Raw genomic sequence first — 15,248 nt, forward strand, 5'->3', positions numbered from 1 at the left:
CATCTTCCCCGGGAGGAGGTCCGCCGGCGTGCGCACGCCGCGGGCCAACCAGCGCCATTCCCCTGTGCGTTGAGCCGCCATGTCCTGCCATCCTCCCCTCCCCAGGAGGCACCATGCCGTCCCCCACACGTACGAGAGCGATGCTCCTGGCATCCGGCGCGGCCATCGCCGGACTGCTGGTCGCCGGGCTCTCGACAGGCGTCTCACACGCCGCCGACCAGGAGAGCTGTCGTCCCGACGGGCTCTACAAGACGCCCGGTGTCAACGTCCCGTACTGCTCGGTCTACGACTCCGAAGGCCGCGAGAAGATGGGCGCCGACCATCAGCGGCGCGTGATCGGCTACTTCACCGGCTGGCGCACCGGCAAGGACGGCACCCCCGCCTACCTCGCCAACAACGTCCCGTGGTCCAAGGTCACCCACCTGAACTACGCCTTCGCCCACGTCGGGGCCGACAACAAGATCTCGGTCGGCGCGGACAACGCGAACAACGCCGCCACCGGCATGACCTGGCCCGGCGTCCCCGGGGCCGAGATGGACCCGACGCTCCCCTACAAGGGCCACTTCAACCTGCTGAACAAATTCAAGAAGCAGTACCCGAACGTCAAGACCCTCATTTCCGTGGGCGGCTGGGCGGAGACCGGCGGCTACTTCGGCGACGACGGGAACCGGGTCGCCTCCGGCGGCTTCTACTCGATGGCCACCAACGCCGACGGCTCCGTCAACCAGGCCGGCATCGACACCTTCGCCGACTCCTCCGTCGCGTTCATCCGCACCTACGGCTTCAACGGCGTCGACATCGACTACGAGTACCCCACGACGATGAAGGACGCGGGCAACCCGCTGGACTGGCAGCTCTCGAACGCCCGTCGGGCCGGACTGGTCAAGGGCTACGCCGCGCTGACGAAGTCGCTGCGCGAGCGGCTCGACCGGGCGGGCGCCGCCGACGGCAAGCACTACCTGCTCTCGGTCGCCGCGCCCTCCTCCGGCTACCTGCTGCGGGGCATGGAGACGTTCCAGATGCAGAAGTACCTGGACTACGTCAACATCATGTCCTACGACCTGCACGGCGCCTGGAACGAGTACGTCGGCCCCAACGCCTCCCTCTTCGACGACGGCAAGGACGGCGAACTGGCCGCCGCCGGCGTCTACTCCACCTCCCAGTACGGCGGCATCGGCTACCTCGACTCCGACTGGGCCTACCACTACTTCCGCGGCTCGATGCCGGCGGGCCGCATCAACATGGGCCTTCCGTACTACACCCGCGGCTTCAAGAACGTCCAGGGCGGCACGGACGGCCTGTGGGGCAAGGCCCCGGCCACCGACTGTCCGGCCGGTGCGGGACTGACCAAGTGCGGTGACGGCGCGGTCGGCATCGACAACCTGTGGCACGACCTGGACACGGCGGGCAAGGAGGCCCCGGCCGGTTCCAATCCGATGTGGCACGCGAAGAACCTGGAGAAGGGCGTCGTCGGCGACTACGTCACGAAGTACGGCTTCCCCGCGAACACCACGCTGACCGGCGCCTACGTCCGCAAGTACGACTCCACGCTGGTGGCGCCGTGGCTGTGGAACGACCAGAAGAAGGTCTTCCTGTCCACGGAGGACGAACAGTCCGTGGCCGCCAAGGCCGACTACGTGGTGAACAAGGGCATCGGCGGCACGATGGTCTGGGAACTGGCGGGCGACTACGGATACAACGCCGCCAAGGGCCAGTACGAGACGGGCGACACGCTCACCACGACGATGTACGAGAAGTTCAAGTCGGCCACCCCCTACGGCGCGAAGCGCGCCACGATCCCCATGCCGACCGAAGCGGTCAAGGTGGACGTGGACTTCACCCAGTTCCCGCTGGGCGACTCCAACTACCCCATCAGCCCCAAGCTCAAGATCACCAACAGTACGACGGCGACCCTGCCGGGCGGCACGGAGTTCCAATTCGACTACGCGTCCTCGGCGCCGAACAACGCCAAGGACCAGTCCGGCTGGGGCACGACCGTCATCCGCAGCGACCACACCGGCAGCAACGTGGGCGGGTTGAAGGGCGATTACAACCGGGTCTCGCTCAAGCTGCCGGCCTGGCAGTCGCTCGCCCCCGGAGCCTCGGTGGAACTGGACTTCGTCTACTACCTGCCGACCTCCACCCCGTCCAACTGGACGGTGACCTTCGGCGGCAGGACATACGGGATCGCCGGCGACCTGGCGCGCGGTACGACGGTGGTCGAGCCGGGCGGCACGAGCACCCCCACTCCCACCCCGACCCCCACCACGCCTCCGACCACCCCGCCCACGACGCCTCCCCCAGGGGGAACCTGCACCGCCCCCGCGTACGTCGCGGGCCAGGTGTACACGGGCGGAACGGTCGTCTCCGACAAGGGCCACACCTGGAAGGCCCAGTGGTGGACGCAGAACGAGGAGCCCGGCACCACCGGCGACTGGGGCGTCTGGAAGGACCAGGGCGCCTGCTGACACCGGCGGGTGAGGGCGGGTGACTCCCGCCTACGGGCGAGGACCCGGTGACCCGGCGGCCACCGGGTCCTCGCCCGTAGGCTGCTCCGGTGAACATGCCCGCATCCGCCTCCGCGGCGGACTTCGAGGAACACCGGGGCCGGATGTTCGGCATCGCCTACCGCATGCTGGGCTCCGCGCACGAGGCCGAGGACACCGTCCAGGACGCGTACCTGCGCTGGAGCGCGGCCGACCGCGGCGACGTCGAGCACCCCGGGGCCTGGCTCGCCAAGACCGTGACCCGCCTGTGCCTCACCCGCCTGACCTCGGCCCGGGCGCGGCGCGAGGAGTACGTCGGCCCCTGGCTCCCGGAGCCCGTGCTCACCTCGGACGGCACGCTCGGCCCGCTGGACTCGGCGGAGCGGCGGGACAGCGTCTCCATGGCCCTGTTGGTGCTGCTGGAGCAGCTCACGCCGATGGAACGGGCGGTGTACGTGCTGCGCGAGGCGTTCGCGTACGGGCACGGGGAGATCGCCGAACTGCTCGACCTCACCGAGGCCAACTGCCGCCAGTTGTACCGGCGTGCGGCCCAGCGGGTGGCGGCGCCGCGACCGCGCTTCCGGGCGGACCCGAGCCGGTGGCAGGGCCTGGTGGAGACCTTCATGGCGGCAGCGCGCGACGGGGACGTGGCGCGGCTGGAGAGCCTGCTCAGCGCCGACGTGCGGTACGTGGCGGACGGTGGCGGCGTGGTCAACGCGGCCCGGCGGCCGATCGTGGGGCGGGACAAGGTGGCCCGCTTCCTGCGGGGGGCGCTGGGGAAGTACACGGCGGGCCTGCCGGTCGCCCACGCGGAGGTCAACGGGATGCCGGCTCTGGTGTTCGGCGGGGCGGCGGTGCTGGTCGTGGAGTTCGAGGAGGGCCCGGACGGCGGGGACGCGCTGGTCGGCGGGATGCGGGCGGTCGTGAACCCGCGGAAGCTGGAATTCGTGCTGCGGCAGCTGTCACATCCGGGGAGGCTGCCCGGTCAGGGCTGGTGAACGCACTTTACCGAAAGGACGCACACCACCATGAGCACGATTCTGGTCACCGGAGGAACCGGCACCCTCGGAGCGCTCGTCGTCACCCGGCTGCGGGCGGCGGGCCACGAGGTCCGCGTCCTGAGCCGGCACGCGAAGGAGTACCCGGTCGACCTGCGGGACGGCAGCGGGCTGGACGCGGCGATGGCGGGCGTGGAGGTCGTCGTGCACTGCGCGAGCTCCCCGAGGGGCGGCGACGACGTGGCGGCCGGCCACCTGATCGAGGCGGCCCGACGGGCGGGGACCGTCACCAACGTCGTCTACATCTCGATCGTCGGGGTGGACGTGGTCCCGTTCGGCTACTACGTGACGAAGCACAAGGTGGAACGGCTGTTGGAGGAGTCCGGGCTCGGCGTCACGATCCTGCGGACCACCCAGTTCCACGACCTGGTCGGGCAGTTCGCGGACGCGCTGGGCAAACTGCCGGTGGTGCCGGTGCCGAAGGACGTACGGGTGCAGCCGATCGCGGTCGGGGAGGTCGCGGACCGGCTCGCGGAGCTTGCGGTACCGGTCGCGGCGGGGCGGGTCCCTGACATGGGCGGGCCGGAGATCCGCCCTCTGACAGGGCTGGTCCGCGCCCGGTTGGCGGCGACGGGCCGCCGGCGGTGGGTGGTCCAGGTGCCGCTGGCGGGCAAGGCGTACGCGGCGTTCCGGCGGGGCGGGCACCTGGCGCCGTCGCAGGCCGTGGGTCGGGAGGGCTTCGCGGAGTTCCTGCGCGGCGCCGCCGGCTGAGGGCGGGGCGCGGGGGCGGGTGCGCCCCCGGCTGCGCGAGCGGCCCCGGATGCGCCGGGCTCCGTGGGGCTCCGCCCCACACCCGGCGCCTCAAACGCCGGCGGGGCTGGTTCGTGGCCCCGGTCGCCGGCGGGGCCGGGTCTCGGGCTGGGTTGTGGCCGCGGTCGGGCCGGCGGCGGGCGCGCTTCGGTAGGTTGTCGGCATGACGACCGGGGAAACGGACCTCACGCCCGTGCGCCTGCGCCGTGCCCGGCTCGCGATCGCCGCCGTGTTCTGCGCGCACGGCGCGGTCACCGGTTCGTTCGCCACCCGTATCCCCTGGATCCAGGAGCACGCCGGGCTCGGAGCGGGCTCGTTGGGTCTGGCCCTGGCCTTCCCCGCCCTCGGCGCCGCCCTCGCGATGCCGCTCGCCGGCCGGATCAACCACCGGTTCGGGCCCCGTACCGCGTTGCGCGGCCTGCTGGCCCTGTGGACCCTGTCCCTCGCCCTGCCGAGCCTCGCCCCCGGCCTGGCCGCCCTCTGCTGCGCGCTGTTCGTCTACGGGGCCACCTCCGGCATGGCCGACGTGGCGATGAACGCGCTCGGCGTGGAGACCGAGGACCGGCTCGGCCGCTCGATCATGTCGTCGCTGCACGGCATGTGGAGCGTGGGGGCGCTGATCGGCTCGGCGGCCGGTACGGTCGCCGCCCACACCGGTACCGATGCCCGACTGCACCACCCGATCGCCGCACTCGTCCTGACGACGGCCGGGCTGTTCGCCGTACGGGGCGTCCTGGACCCGCGCGGCGACGCGGAGGCCGAGGCGCCGCCGCACTTCACGCTGCCGCCGAAGTCGGCGCTGCTGATCGGCGCGGTGGGGTTCTGCGCGGTCTTCGCCGAGGGCGCGGGCCTGGACTGGTCGGCCGTCTACCTGCGGGACGTCCTGCACACCGACGCGGGCCTCGCGGCCGCCTCCACCACCGCGTTCGCCCTGACCATGGCGGTCGCGCGGCTCGCCGGGGACCGGGTGGTCGACCGCTTCGGCCCGGTGCGCACCGTGCGGGCGGGCGGCCTGTTGGCCACCGCCGGCGGGCTGTCGGTGGTCGCGGTCCGGCATCCGGCCGGCGCTCTGGCGGGGTTCGCCCTGATCGGGCTCGGCATCGCGGTGGTCGTGCCGTTGGCCTTCGCGGCGGCGGCGCGCAGCGGGCCCGCTCCGGCGCAGGCCATCGCGGGGGTGGCGACGATCACGTACACCTCGGGGCTGATCGCCCCGTCGGCGATCGGGGCGGTGGCGGACGCGACCTCGCTGGTGGTGTCGTTCGTCCTGGTCACCCTGCTGGCGTTCGCCCTGGTCGCGGGGGCGGCGGTGTTGCGGCGCCGGCCGGCGGGCGGGGAAGGCGGCACCCCGGCCAATCGGGACGAACCGGCCACTATCCGGCCGTAGGATGTCCGCTGGCCGGCGCGATACTTGACCGCGTGCAGCCAATATCGACCATCGGGCGGCGGAACGGAAGTGGTGGACATGGGCTTCGGCGTGGGCTGGACCCTGCACGGGGACGGGCGGACGCCCGCCCCCGGCGCGGTGGTCCGGCCGGACGAGCGGCTGTCGTGGCCGCGTACCGTCGGGCTCGGCGCCCAGCACGTGGTGGCGATGTTCGGCGCGAGTTTCGTCGCGCCGGTCCTGATGGGCCTGAACCCGAACCTCGCCATCATGATGTCCGGCGTCGCCACCGTCCTCTTCCTGTTGGCGACGCGCGGCCGGGTGCCCTCGTACCTGGGCTGTTCCCTCTCCTTCGTGGGCGTCGCCGCGACCATCCGGGCGAGCGGCGGGGACAGCGCGGTCGTCACGGGCGCGGTGTTCGTGGTCGGCGGGGCGCTGTTCCTCGCGGGTCTGGCCGTGCAGCGCTTCGGCGCGCGGGTCATCCACGCGGTGATGCCGCCGGTGGTCACGGGCGCCGTGGTGATGCTGATCGGCTTCAACCTGGCTCCGGTGACGGCGTCGACGTACTGGCCGCAGGACCAGTGGACGGCGTTGCTGGTGATGGTCTTCACCGGACTGGCCGTGGTGTGCCTGCCCGGGTTCTGGTCCCGGATCGCGATCTTCCTCGGTCTGGTCTTCGGGTACGCGGTCTCCTGGGTCTTCGACCTCGCCTTCGGCATGATCCACTCGACGGTGGGCGGCGGGCCCGCGGCCGACCACTGGCGACTCGACCTCTCCGCGGTCTCCAAGGCGGACTGGATCGGGCTGCCGGCCTTCCACGCGCCGGCCTTCGAGTGGTCGGCGATCCTCGTGGCGCTGCCGGTCGTCATCGCGCTCATCGCGGAGAACGCCGGACACATCAAGGCCGTCGGGGAGATGACCGGCGACCCGCTCGACGACAAGCTCGGCACCGCCATCGCGGCCGACGGCGCGGCCTCCATGCTGTCCACCGCGCTCGGCGGCCCGCCGAACACCACGTACTCCGAGAACATCGGCGTCATGGCGGCCACCCGCGTCTACTCGACGGCGGCGTACTGGGCGGCGGCGGGCTTCGCCCTCCTGTTCGGCCTGTGCCCGAAGTTCGGGGCGGTCGTCGCCGCCATCCCGGGCGGGGTGCTCGGCGGCATCACCGTGATCCTTTACGGGATGATCGGCCTGCTCGGTGCCCAGATCTGGCTGAACGCCGGGGTGGACCTGCGCAATCCGCTGAACCTGGTACCGGCCGCGGCGGGCATCATCATCGGCGTCGGCGGGGTCAAGCTGCACATCACCGACACGTTCGAGCTGGGCGGCATCGCGCTCGGCACGATCGTGGTGGTCGGCGGCTACCACGCGCTGCGGTACTTCGCGCCCGCGCACCTCAAGGTCCAGGGGCCACTGCTCGACGCGGGCACCTCCGCGTACGACGACCAGGACACTCGGGACGCCCCGGACACGCGCGGTTGACGGAGTTTCGCCCGAACCGGGGAAGCCTACGGCCAAGTTCCCCGAACGGACGGCCCCGGCTGCGAGTCTGCCTCCATGGAAGCGGTGCTCGCGCGGATGCGCGCCCTGGACGAGCGGCTGCCCGCGCACGACGGCGTGGCCGTCTTCAACCGGGTCTACCTGACGGTGACGGAGACGCTCCAGCGGCGCGTCCGGGAGGGGGACTTCCCCGCGCCGCGCCGGGCCCAGACCCTGACGGTCCGCTTCGCCGAGCGCTACCTGGCGGCGGTGGAAGCGGACCGGGCCCCGGCCTGCTGGCGGCCCCTGCTCCAGTACCGCCGCCACCCCGGCGTCCGTCCGCTCCAGCACGCGCTGGCCGGGATCAACGCGCACATCGGGCACGACCTGGCGCTGGCGGTGGTCGCCACCTGCCACCGGCTGCACTGTGAACCGGCGGCGCTGGAAGGGGACTTCGACCGGGTCGGGGACGTGCTGGTCTCCTTGGAGGAGCGCATCCGCGAGGACCTGATGCCGGGTCCCGACCTGCTGGAGGTCGCCGACCCGCTGACGCACCTGCTCGGCTCCTGGAGCCTGGAGCGTGCCCGCTCGGGCGCCTGGGCGGCGTCCCGGCTCCTGTGGACGCTGCGCCGCACCCCGGACATCGCCGAGGAGTTCCGCGAATCCCTCGACGCGAGCGTCGGCCTGGTCGGCCGCTGCCTGCTGACCCCGACGCCCTTGGTTCCGCGTGTGGCCCGGGCCTTCGCGTCCTGACCCCATGTGCGGGCGGGCCGGGCATGAGGACAGCCCGGGCATGAGAACGGGCCGCCGCCGCGCTGGGGGGGAAGCGCGGGGGCGGCCCGGGATCGGGGGTCCGGGGAGGGTCAGTCCTCGGGGAGTTCGACCGGGGCGATCTCGTCGTAGACGTCGCCCGGGCCGGGGTTGGTGGCGTCGGTGGAGCCGCCCAGGTGGTGCATCACGCCCCAGACCGCGTTGAGGGCCGTCTGGACCGCGCCCTCCGCCCAGCCCGCCGTCCAGGAGATGTCGTCGCCCGCGAGGAAGATGCCGCGCTTGTCCTCGGGGAGACGGTCCTGCATGAAGTGGGTGAACAGGCGGCGCTGGTAGCGGTAGTGGCCCGGCAGGTTCGCCTTGAACGCGCCCATGAAGTAGGGCTCGTTCTCCCAGGACACCGTCACCGGGTTGCCGATGATGTGGCGGCGGATGTCGACCTTCGGGTAGATCTCGCCGAGGGACTTCAGCATGACCTCCATCCGCTCGTTCGCGGACAGCGGAAGCCACTTCAGGCTGTCGTCGCACCAGGTGTACGAGAGGCAGATGACGGCCGGCTGGTCGGGGCCGTTGTCCAGCAGGTAGGTGCCGCGGGTCATCCGGTCCGTCAGCGTCATCGACATGACGTCGCGGCCGGTCTCCTCATCCTTGTCCAGCCAGAACGGCCGGTCCACGGGGATGAAGAGCTTGCTGGACTCCATGTAGTGGGTCCGCTCGATCGCCGTCCAGTGGTCGATCGGGAAGAGCGTGTCGTCGCACGCGATCTTCGACAGCAGCATCCACGACTGGGCCGTGAAGATCGCGGCCCGGTAGGTGCGGATGTCGCCGGACGCGTCCGTGACGGTGATCCGGTTGCCGGCCGTGCGGTGCAGGCGGGTCACGGCCGGGCGCGGGGCGCCGTCGTGCAGGGAGGAGAGCGAGGTGCCCTGGGCCCAGTGGACGATCTTCTCGGGCTCGCGCTCCCACATGCGCAGCGGAAGCTGCTGCGAGCCGCCGACGATGCCGCGGTGGTGGTCGTCCGCCTCGGTGTAGACGACGCGCAGGATCTCCAGGATGGAGTTCGGGAAGTCGGTGTCCCAGCCGCCCGTGCCGAAGCCGACCTGGCCGAAGATCTCGCGCTTGCGGAAGGACTGGAAGGCCTGCGACTCGCACAGGAAGCCGTAGAAGGTCTGGTTGTCGAGCTTCTCGACGAGCTTCGCCCAGATCTCGCGGATGCGCGGGACGTCCCGCTCGCGCATCGCGGTGTTCATGTCGGAGAAGTCCGCGCCCTCCTCCAGGCAGGCGTTCCACGCGGCGGCGACGTCGCGGTAGACCTGCGGCAGGTCGGCGATGGTCTCGGCGTAGTGCGTCTCGCCCTTGAGGTCGACGACCGTCGAGGGGGTGGCCTCGGCGAGCGGGTTCGGGAAGGGCTCCGTGACCAGGCCGACGAGGTCGATGTAGTGCTGGAGGGCGGTGGAGGACGGCGGGAAGCGCATCGCGCCCATCTCGGCCGTCAGGCCGTCCGTGCCCGGGCCGTCGAACCCGACGGTCCGCAGCCGGCCGCCGATCTGGTCGGCCTCGTACACGACGGGCTTGAGGCCCATCTTCATCAGCTCGTAGGCGGAGATGATGCCGGACAGCCCGCCGCCGATGATCGCGACCTCGGTACCGTGCTCGGTCGCCGGTATCTGGCCGAGCCCCGCCGGGTGGGCGAGGAAGTCGTCGTACGCGTACGGGAAGTCCGGACCGAACATGGTGATCGGGGGCTGTCCGTCGCTGTGCGGGACGGCGGTGGGCACCGTGGACGTCATGGGGTACGGCTCCTTGCGAACGGACTGTGGCAGGTGGGGGCAGGCGGGGGCGGGCTCAGACGAGGGAGGCGTAGAGCCCGGGGCGGCGGTCGCGCAGGTACGGGTTGGTCTCGCGCGAGACCCGCAGCAGCTCGGGGTCCACGTCACCGATGACCAGCTCCTCGCCGCGACCGGCCCGCGTGCGGGTGACCCCGTCGGGACTGGCGAGGCAGCTGAGGCCGACGAACTCGAACTCGCCCTCGGGGCCGGTGCGGTTGACGTACGCGACGTACATCTGGTTCTCGAAGGCCCGTACGGGGACCAACTGTTCGGCGACGAACTGGAACGGGTGCATCTGCGCGGTCGGGACCAGGAGGAGGTCGGTCCCGGCGAGCGCGTGGGCCCGGACGTTCTCGGGGAACTCCACGTCGTAGCAGATCATGAGGCCGACGCGGAGGCCGTTCAGGTCCGCCTGGACGACGGGGGTGTCGCCGGGGGTGAAGGCGTCCTGTTCGAAGCAGCCGAAGAGATGGGTCTTGCGGTAGTTCGCCGGCGCGCTCCCGTCGGGGCCGATGAGCTGCGCGGAGTTGTAGACCGCCTCGCCCGCCCGCTCCGGGTAGCCGTACAGGACGGCGACACCGTGGCGGCGGGCGATCTCGCCGACGGCGACGGCGGACGGGCCGTCGGCCGGTTCGGCGAGCCCGGGGATGTCCTGGAGGTCCAGCGCGTAGCCGGTCAGGAACATCTCCGAGGTCACGAGGAGCCCGGCCCCGCCCTGTGCGGCACGCGCCGCGGCCTCGTCGAGCCTCTTGAGGTTCTCGGCGGGGTGGCCGAGTACTCCGGAGCTCTGGAGGAGAGCGGTGCGCAGCGGGGGCATGGGCGTACCTCTGTGACGGGTGGGAAGGGTGTCCCTAGACGGTACGTTCGCCCGTTCGACCACGACAAGACGTGTCCGTTGCGCTCGGAGCATCGATTCGTTGCGTCTTTAGGGGCCGCTACGGACATTCGTTGCGCGGGCGCTGCGTGCGCCCCTCATCGCGGAGGCGGGGGGCGCGGGAACGGCGTACGTACGAGGGTACGCGCGGGCCCGCGCCGGTCCGTGCGCCGGGGGTCAGCGGGGGCCTCCGCCGGGCGGCGCGAGGTCGGGGCGGCCCGCGAGGCGGGCGAGGCGGGCGAGGTCTTCCAGGATGTCGGGGGTGTGGTTGCCGACGACGCGGCCGCTCCAGGTGTCGCACAGGGCGGGCACGGTCAGGATCCCGTCGTAGTGGTGTCCGGTGGCCTCGTAGGCGCGGCGCAGCGCCGCGTGGGTGGCGGGCGGGCCGAGGACGGTGGTGCCGACGGAGTCGGCGAGGCCGAGCAGGGAGAGGGCGGTGGTCAGGCTGTGGGAGCGGGGACAGCCGGCGGAGAGGTAGAGGTGGTAACGGTGGGGCTCCGGCGAGAAGCCGGCGCCGATGCGGCCGCGCAGGGTCGGGGCGGGGCCGGTGCGGGGCAGGACCATCTGGAGCATGGCTCTCCTGGGTGGGTGCGGTGGGAGTGACGCGGGGCACGGGGACGCGGGCCACGGGACGCGGGCCGCGGGGCACGGCAAGGGCGCACCGATACGGCGACCGGGCGTGCGGGTGCGCCACGATGGCGGGGCGGGGGGACGGCGCCGGCTGCCCGCCGGGGCGCGGTGCGCCCACGGGACCGGTCCGCGCCGTGCGGCGCCGGCGACGACGGGTCAGGCGCGCTGCGCGCCGCAGACCCGCAGGAGGTCGATGTAGAGGCGCCGGGTCAGCCGGCAGCGGCGGAGGGGCTGGGCCTCCGTGCCGGGTGTCCGGGGCATGTCCACCGATCCCATCCTGTCCTCGGGCATAAAGCGCCCGGTGCGGGCGCTGACGATCCTGACCGTCCCCCGCAGTGTCGTGGCGTCCCGCAGGGCCGTCAAGAAGGCGGACGCGCCGCGATGCCTCCGCCTCCGACCCGAAGGACCCCGCCGCCCATGGCCCCCGACTCGGACACCCTCACCGCCACCGCCGCCCACCCCCTCGACAATCCGGTCTGGGCGGCCCTCACGGGCACGCACCGGGACTTCGCGGAAGTGGCCGGCCGCGCGGCCCGCTACGTGCGCGACGCCAACCCCTTCGCGGCCCTCGCCGATCCGGTGGACCCGCTGGCCTGGGCGGACCTGGCCGCCCTCGTCGGTCCCGGCCGTGAGGTCTGGCTCACCGGCCTGCCCACCCCACCGGAGGGGTGGGAGACGGTGCGGTCCATACCGGGCGTGCAGTTGGACGGCAGCGCGGTGCGGGCCGAGGCCGACCCCGAGGCGGTCCGGCTGGGAGCGGCCGACGTGCCCGAGATGCTGGAGTTGGTGCGCCTGACCGAGCCGGGCCCGTTCGCCCCGCGCACCGTGGAGCTGGGCACGTACCTCGGGATCCGGCGCGGGGGCCGACTGGTCGCGATGGCCGGGGAGCGGATGCGGCCGCCCGGCTGGTCGGAGATCAGCGCGGTGTGCACGCATGCCGACCACCGGGGCGAGGGCCTGGCCGGGCGGCTGGTCCGCGCGGTGGCCGCCGCCGTCCGCGAGCGGGGGGACGTTCCCTTCCTGCACGCCGCCGCCGCGAACACCGGCGCGATCCGGCTGTACCGGTCGATGGGCTTCACCCTGCGCCGCGAGCCGGTGTTCATCGGGCTGCGCACTCCCGACGCCGAGCCGGACGCGACCCCGGGGGCGGCCCCCGGACGTGGCCTCTGACGTGGAAAGGAAGCCGAAACACGCCGTTCATTGAGTGCGGCCGACCGCTCCCGTAGCGTCGGCGCCGGGTTGAGTGATGAACAGGGGGGTGGCGGTGGACACGCAGTGGACGGGCGGCCTCCCCACCCCCCGCCCCGACTCGGACGGGCCGGCGCGGGAGCGGGCCCGGGGCCGGTGGGCGGACGGTGGGGATTCCCGGACGGGGGAGGGGTTTCAGTGCGCGGGGAAGGGTCACACGCGCTGATACCGACGACTTCCCACGGAAAGGAACCGCCATGTCCGACGTCTCCCGCCTGCCGGGTTCCGCCCACCACCACTGGCAGTGGCAGGCCCGTGCCGCCTGTCGGGACCTGGGTTCCGGCCGGTTCTTCCACCCCGCCGGGGAGCGGGGCGAGGACCGTGAGGTCCGGGACGAGGCGGCGAAGCGCGTCTGCGCCGGATGCCCGGTGCGCGCGGCCTGCCTGGAACACGCGCTGACGACCCGCGAGCCGTTCGGGGTGTGGGGCGGCCTCACGGAAGAGGAGCGCCGCGCCCTGCTGGACGACCGCACCCCGGCCCGCGTCTGAGAGGACCGTCCGAGAGGACCTAGGCGGGGGCGCCGGAGGTGAAGCGGCGCAGCAGCGGGGACAGGACGAGGACCGACTTGGTGCGCTCCACGAAGCGCTCGCCCGCGATGCGCTCCAGCACCCGCTCGAAGTGGCGCATGTCGGAGGCGAAGATCTGGACGAGGGCGTCCGCGTCGCCGGTGACGGTCGACGCGGACACCACCTCGGGGTACCGCTCCAGACCTCGCCGGATGTCGTCCGGCGAGGTGTTGTGGCGACAGTAGATCTCGATGAAGCCCTCGGTCTCCCAGCCCATGGCGGCAGGGTCCACACGGACGGTGAAGCCGGTGATGGCCCCTTCCGCGCGCAGCCGGTCCACGCGCCGCTTCACGGCGGGGGCGGAGAGGCCGACCTCGGAGCCGATGTCCGCGTAGGAGCGGCGGGCGTCCTCGGCGAGGGCGTGCACGATGCGTTCGTCGAGATCGTTCAGTCGCACTGCGGGTGGATCACTTCTCTGCTGTGGCCAGTCGGGAGCGGCGGATGCCGTACAGGAAGTAGACCACGAGGCCGACCGCCATCCAGACACCGAACGCGACCCACGTGGCGCCCGGCAGGCTGTACATCATGTAGGCGCAGGCGATGAAGCCGAGGATCGGCGTCACCGGGTACAGGGCCACCTTGAAGGTGCGCGGCATGTCGGGCTTGGTGCGGCGCAGGATCATGACGGCCACGTTGACCAGGGCGAAGGCGAAGAGCGTGCCGATGCTGGTGGCGTTCGCCAGCTCACCCAGGGGGATGAAGGCGGCGAGCGCGCCGCAGAAGAGCGAGACGATCACGACGTTGGCGCGGGGCGCGCCGGTCTTGGCGTCGACCTTGGCGAAGACCTTGGGGACGAGGCCGTCGCGGGACATCGCGAAGAGGATGCGGGTCTGGCCGTAGAGCACGGCGAAGACGACGGAGAAGATGGCCACGACCGCGCCGGCCGCGAGGACGACGCCCCAGAAGCTGTTACCGGTGACGTTGGTCATGATCTGGGCGAGCGCGGCCTCGGTGCCCGCGAAGTCCTGCCAGGGCAGGGCGCCGACGGCGACGAAGGCGACGAGGACGTAGAGGATCGTGACGATGCCCAGGGAGAGCATGATCGCGCGCGGCAGGTCCTTCTTCGGGTTCTTGGCTTCCTCACCGGCGGTGGAGGCGGCGTCGAAGCCGATGTACGAGAAGAAGAGCGTGGAGGCGGCGGCGCTGATGCCGGTGACGCCGAGCGGGGCCAGCGGGGTGTAGTTGCCGGACTTGATGCCCATGACGCCGATGCCGATGAAGAGCAGCAGCGTGACGATCTTCACGCCGACCATGATCGAGTTGACCGTGGCGCTCTCCTTCGCGCCGCGCATCAGGAAGACCATCGCGAGCAGGACCACGACCAGCGCGGGCAGGTTGATCCAGCCGCCCTCGCCCATCGGGGCGGCGATCTTCTCGGGGATCGTGACGCCTATGGTCCCGTCGAGCAGTTCGTTGAGGTACTGGCCCCAGCCGACGGCGACGGCCGCGACGGACACCGCGTACTCCAGGATGAGGCACCAGCCGCAGATCCAGGCGACGAACTCGCCCATGGTGGCGTAGGAGTACGAGTACGAGGACCCCGAGACGGGGACGGAGCCGGCGAGCTCGGCGTAGGACAGGGCCGAGAACAGCGCGGTCAGGCCCGCGAGGATGAAGGAGATCGTCACGGCAGGGCCCGCCTTGGGGGCGGCCTCACCGAGGACGACGAAGATGCCGGTGCCCAGGGTGGCGCCGATGCTGATCATGGTCAGCTGCCACATGGTGAGCGAGCGGCGCAGGGAGCCGCCCTCACCCTGGCCGCCCTCGGCGACCAACTGCTCGACCGGCTTGCGGCGCAGCAAAGGATGGGCAGGCTTGCGGGGCTCGGACGTGAGCGGTGGCGCCTGGCCGGTTTCGAGCACGAAAGGACTCCTTTGACACTGCGGATGGGGACTTTCAGGCGTCGACCGCAGCGGTCCGGAGCAGGAACAGGCGAGCGGGGAGCCTGCCTGGGCATGGGGGACCGCCGAGCAGGCGGTTCGCGCCACTCCACGTACAGCGAGTGAGCCTACGAGCTGAGTGATACCGCCCGTAATGCACCATCCTTGCACATTGGCGCACGATCGTTGCGCGGATCTGTCCCGGATGGTCCTTTGTTGCGCGCGGATGATCGATCACTGCGCAGACCGCCCCACAGCCGTTTTTGGAGGGGTTCGACCGCGCGGGCGGTGAACCC

General features: G+C 72.0%; 13 protein-coding genes. 8 read left to right on the top strand and 5 right to left on the bottom strand.

The annotated features are described in order from the left end of the window. Positions 1-113 precede the first annotated feature (113 nt). The 6 genes from ABZ934_RS21810 (at position 114) to ABZ934_RS21835 (ending at position 7,910) form a co-directional block, all read left to right on the top strand. Positions 114-2,468 carry a chitinase C-terminal domain-containing protein gene (locus ABZ934_RS21810; protein WP_361315667.1) on the top strand — a complete coding sequence of 785 codons (2,355 nt, stop codon included), beginning with the start codon at positions 114-116 and terminating at the stop codon, positions 2,466-2,468. 95 nt (positions 2,469-2,563) lie between these two features. Then, on the top strand, positions 2,564-3,484 hold the full coding sequence (locus ABZ934_RS21815) for an RNA polymerase sigma-70 factor (RefSeq protein WP_361315840.1): 921 nt from the start codon (positions 2,564-2,566) through the stop codon (positions 3,482-3,484). Positions 3,485-3,514: 30 nt separating this feature from the next. Continuing rightward, positions 3,515-4,255 carry an NAD(P)H-binding protein gene (locus ABZ934_RS21820; protein WP_361315669.1) on the top strand — a complete coding sequence of 247 codons (741 nt, stop codon included), beginning with the start codon at positions 3,515-3,517 and terminating at the stop codon, positions 4,253-4,255. A 202-nt stretch (positions 4,256-4,457) separates the two neighbouring features. Continuing rightward, on the top strand, positions 4,458-5,678 hold the full coding sequence (locus ABZ934_RS21825) for an MFS transporter (protein WP_361315671.1): 1,221 nt from the start codon (positions 4,458-4,460) through the stop codon (positions 5,676-5,678). Positions 5,679-5,756: 78 nt separating this feature from the next. Continuing rightward, positions 5,757-7,160 carry a solute carrier family 23 protein gene (locus ABZ934_RS21830; RefSeq protein ID WP_361315674.1) on the top strand — a complete coding sequence of 468 codons (1,404 nt, stop codon included), beginning with the start codon at positions 5,757-5,759 and terminating at the stop codon, positions 7,158-7,160. Positions 7,161-7,235: 75 nt separating this feature from the next. Beyond that, the gene (locus ABZ934_RS21835; protein ID WP_361315676.1) at positions 7,236-7,910 is read left to right on the top strand and encodes a DUF5995 family protein; all 675 of its coding nucleotides are present in this window, start codon (positions 7,236-7,238) and stop codon (positions 7,908-7,910) included. A gap of 110 nt (positions 7,911-8,020) precedes the next feature. Here ABZ934_RS21835 and ABZ934_RS21840 read toward each other — a convergent pair whose 3' ends face one another. The 3 genes from ABZ934_RS21840 to ABZ934_RS21850 all read right to left on the bottom strand — a co-directional run bounded on the left by ABZ934_RS21840 (position 8,021) and on the right by ABZ934_RS21850 (position 11,201). Then, the gene (locus ABZ934_RS21840; protein WP_361315678.1) at positions 8,021-9,715 is read right to left on the bottom strand and encodes an NAD(P)/FAD-dependent oxidoreductase; all 1,695 of its coding nucleotides are present in this window, start codon (positions 9,713-9,715) and stop codon (positions 8,021-8,023) included. Between the two features lie 55 nt (positions 9,716-9,770). Then, positions 9,771-10,571 (bottom strand): carbon-nitrogen hydrolase family protein, encoded by an 801-nt coding sequence (locus ABZ934_RS21845; RefSeq protein WP_361315681.1) that lies wholly within the window; start codon positions 10,569-10,571, stop codon positions 9,771-9,773. A gap of 234 nt (positions 10,572-10,805) precedes the next feature. Then, complete coding sequence (locus ABZ934_RS21850) at positions 10,806-11,201, bottom strand: hypothetical protein (RefSeq protein ID WP_361315684.1); 396 nt, start codon at positions 11,199-11,201, stop codon at positions 10,806-10,808. Positions 11,202-11,675: 474 nt separating this feature from the next. On the opposite strand from ABZ934_RS21850, the gene ABZ934_RS21855 reads away from it, so the two are divergent. Both ABZ934_RS21855 and ABZ934_RS21860 read left to right on the top strand, forming a co-directional pair. Then, complete coding sequence (locus ABZ934_RS21855; protein WP_361315686.1) at positions 11,676-12,428, top strand: GNAT family N-acetyltransferase; 753 nt, start codon at positions 11,676-11,678, stop codon at positions 12,426-12,428. A 275-nt stretch (positions 12,429-12,703) separates the two neighbouring features. After that, positions 12,704-12,994 carry a WhiB family transcriptional regulator gene (locus ABZ934_RS21860; protein WP_361315689.1) on the top strand — a complete coding sequence of 97 codons (291 nt, stop codon included), beginning with the start codon at positions 12,704-12,706 and terminating at the stop codon, positions 12,992-12,994. A 19-nt stretch (positions 12,995-13,013) separates the two neighbouring features. Here ABZ934_RS21860 and ABZ934_RS21865 read toward each other — a convergent pair whose 3' ends face one another. Then, positions 13,014-13,469, bottom strand: coding sequence for an Lrp/AsnC family transcriptional regulator (locus ABZ934_RS21865; protein WP_069919364.1), 456 nt, complete (start codon positions 13,467-13,469; stop codon positions 13,014-13,016). Positions 13,470-13,479: 10 nt separating this feature from the next. Further along, complete coding sequence (locus ABZ934_RS21870) at positions 13,480-14,934, bottom strand: amino acid transporter (RefSeq protein ID WP_361315692.1); 1,455 nt, start codon at positions 14,932-14,934, stop codon at positions 13,480-13,482. Positions 14,935-15,248: the final 314 nt, after the last annotated feature.

It is taken from the genome of Streptomyces sp. NPDC046557 (genome assembly GCF_040645975.1).
Classification (GTDB): Bacteria; Actinomycetota; Actinomycetes; order Streptomycetales; family Streptomycetaceae; genus Streptomyces.

Coding starts and splice junctions, on each gene's coding strand:
- ABZ934_RS21840 (WP_361315678.1), bottom strand. CDS start 9,715: ATGACGTCCACGGTGCCCACCGCCGTCCCGCACAGCGACGGACAGCCC.
- ABZ934_RS21810 (WP_361315667.1), top strand. CDS start 114: ATGCCGTCCCCCACACGTACGAGAGCGATGCTCCTGGCATCCGGCGCG.
- ABZ934_RS21850 (WP_361315684.1), bottom strand. CDS start 11,201: ATGCTCCAGATGGTCCTGCCCCGCACCGGCCCCGCCCCGACCCTGCGC.
- ABZ934_RS21855 (WP_361315686.1), top strand. CDS start 11,676: ATGGCCCCCGACTCGGACACCCTCACCGCCACCGCCGCCCACCCCCTC.
- ABZ934_RS21835 (WP_361315676.1), top strand. CDS start 7,236: ATGGAAGCGGTGCTCGCGCGGATGCGCGCCCTGGACGAGCGGCTGCCC.
- ABZ934_RS21825 (WP_361315671.1), top strand. CDS start 4,458: ATGACGACCGGGGAAACGGACCTCACGCCCGTGCGCCTGCGCCGTGCC.
- ABZ934_RS21820 (WP_361315669.1), top strand. CDS start 3,515: ATGAGCACGATTCTGGTCACCGGAGGAACCGGCACCCTCGGAGCGCTC.
- ABZ934_RS21845 (WP_361315681.1), bottom strand. CDS start 10,571: ATGCCCCCGCTGCGCACCGCTCTCCTCCAGAGCTCCGGAGTACTCGGC.
- ABZ934_RS21860 (WP_361315689.1), top strand. CDS start 12,704: ATGTCCGACGTCTCCCGCCTGCCGGGTTCCGCCCACCACCACTGGCAG.
- ABZ934_RS21815 (WP_361315840.1), top strand. CDS start 2,564: ATGCCCGCATCCGCCTCCGCGGCGGACTTCGAGGAACACCGGGGCCGG.
- ABZ934_RS21830 (WP_361315674.1), top strand. CDS start 5,757: ATGGGCTTCGGCGTGGGCTGGACCCTGCACGGGGACGGGCGGACGCCC.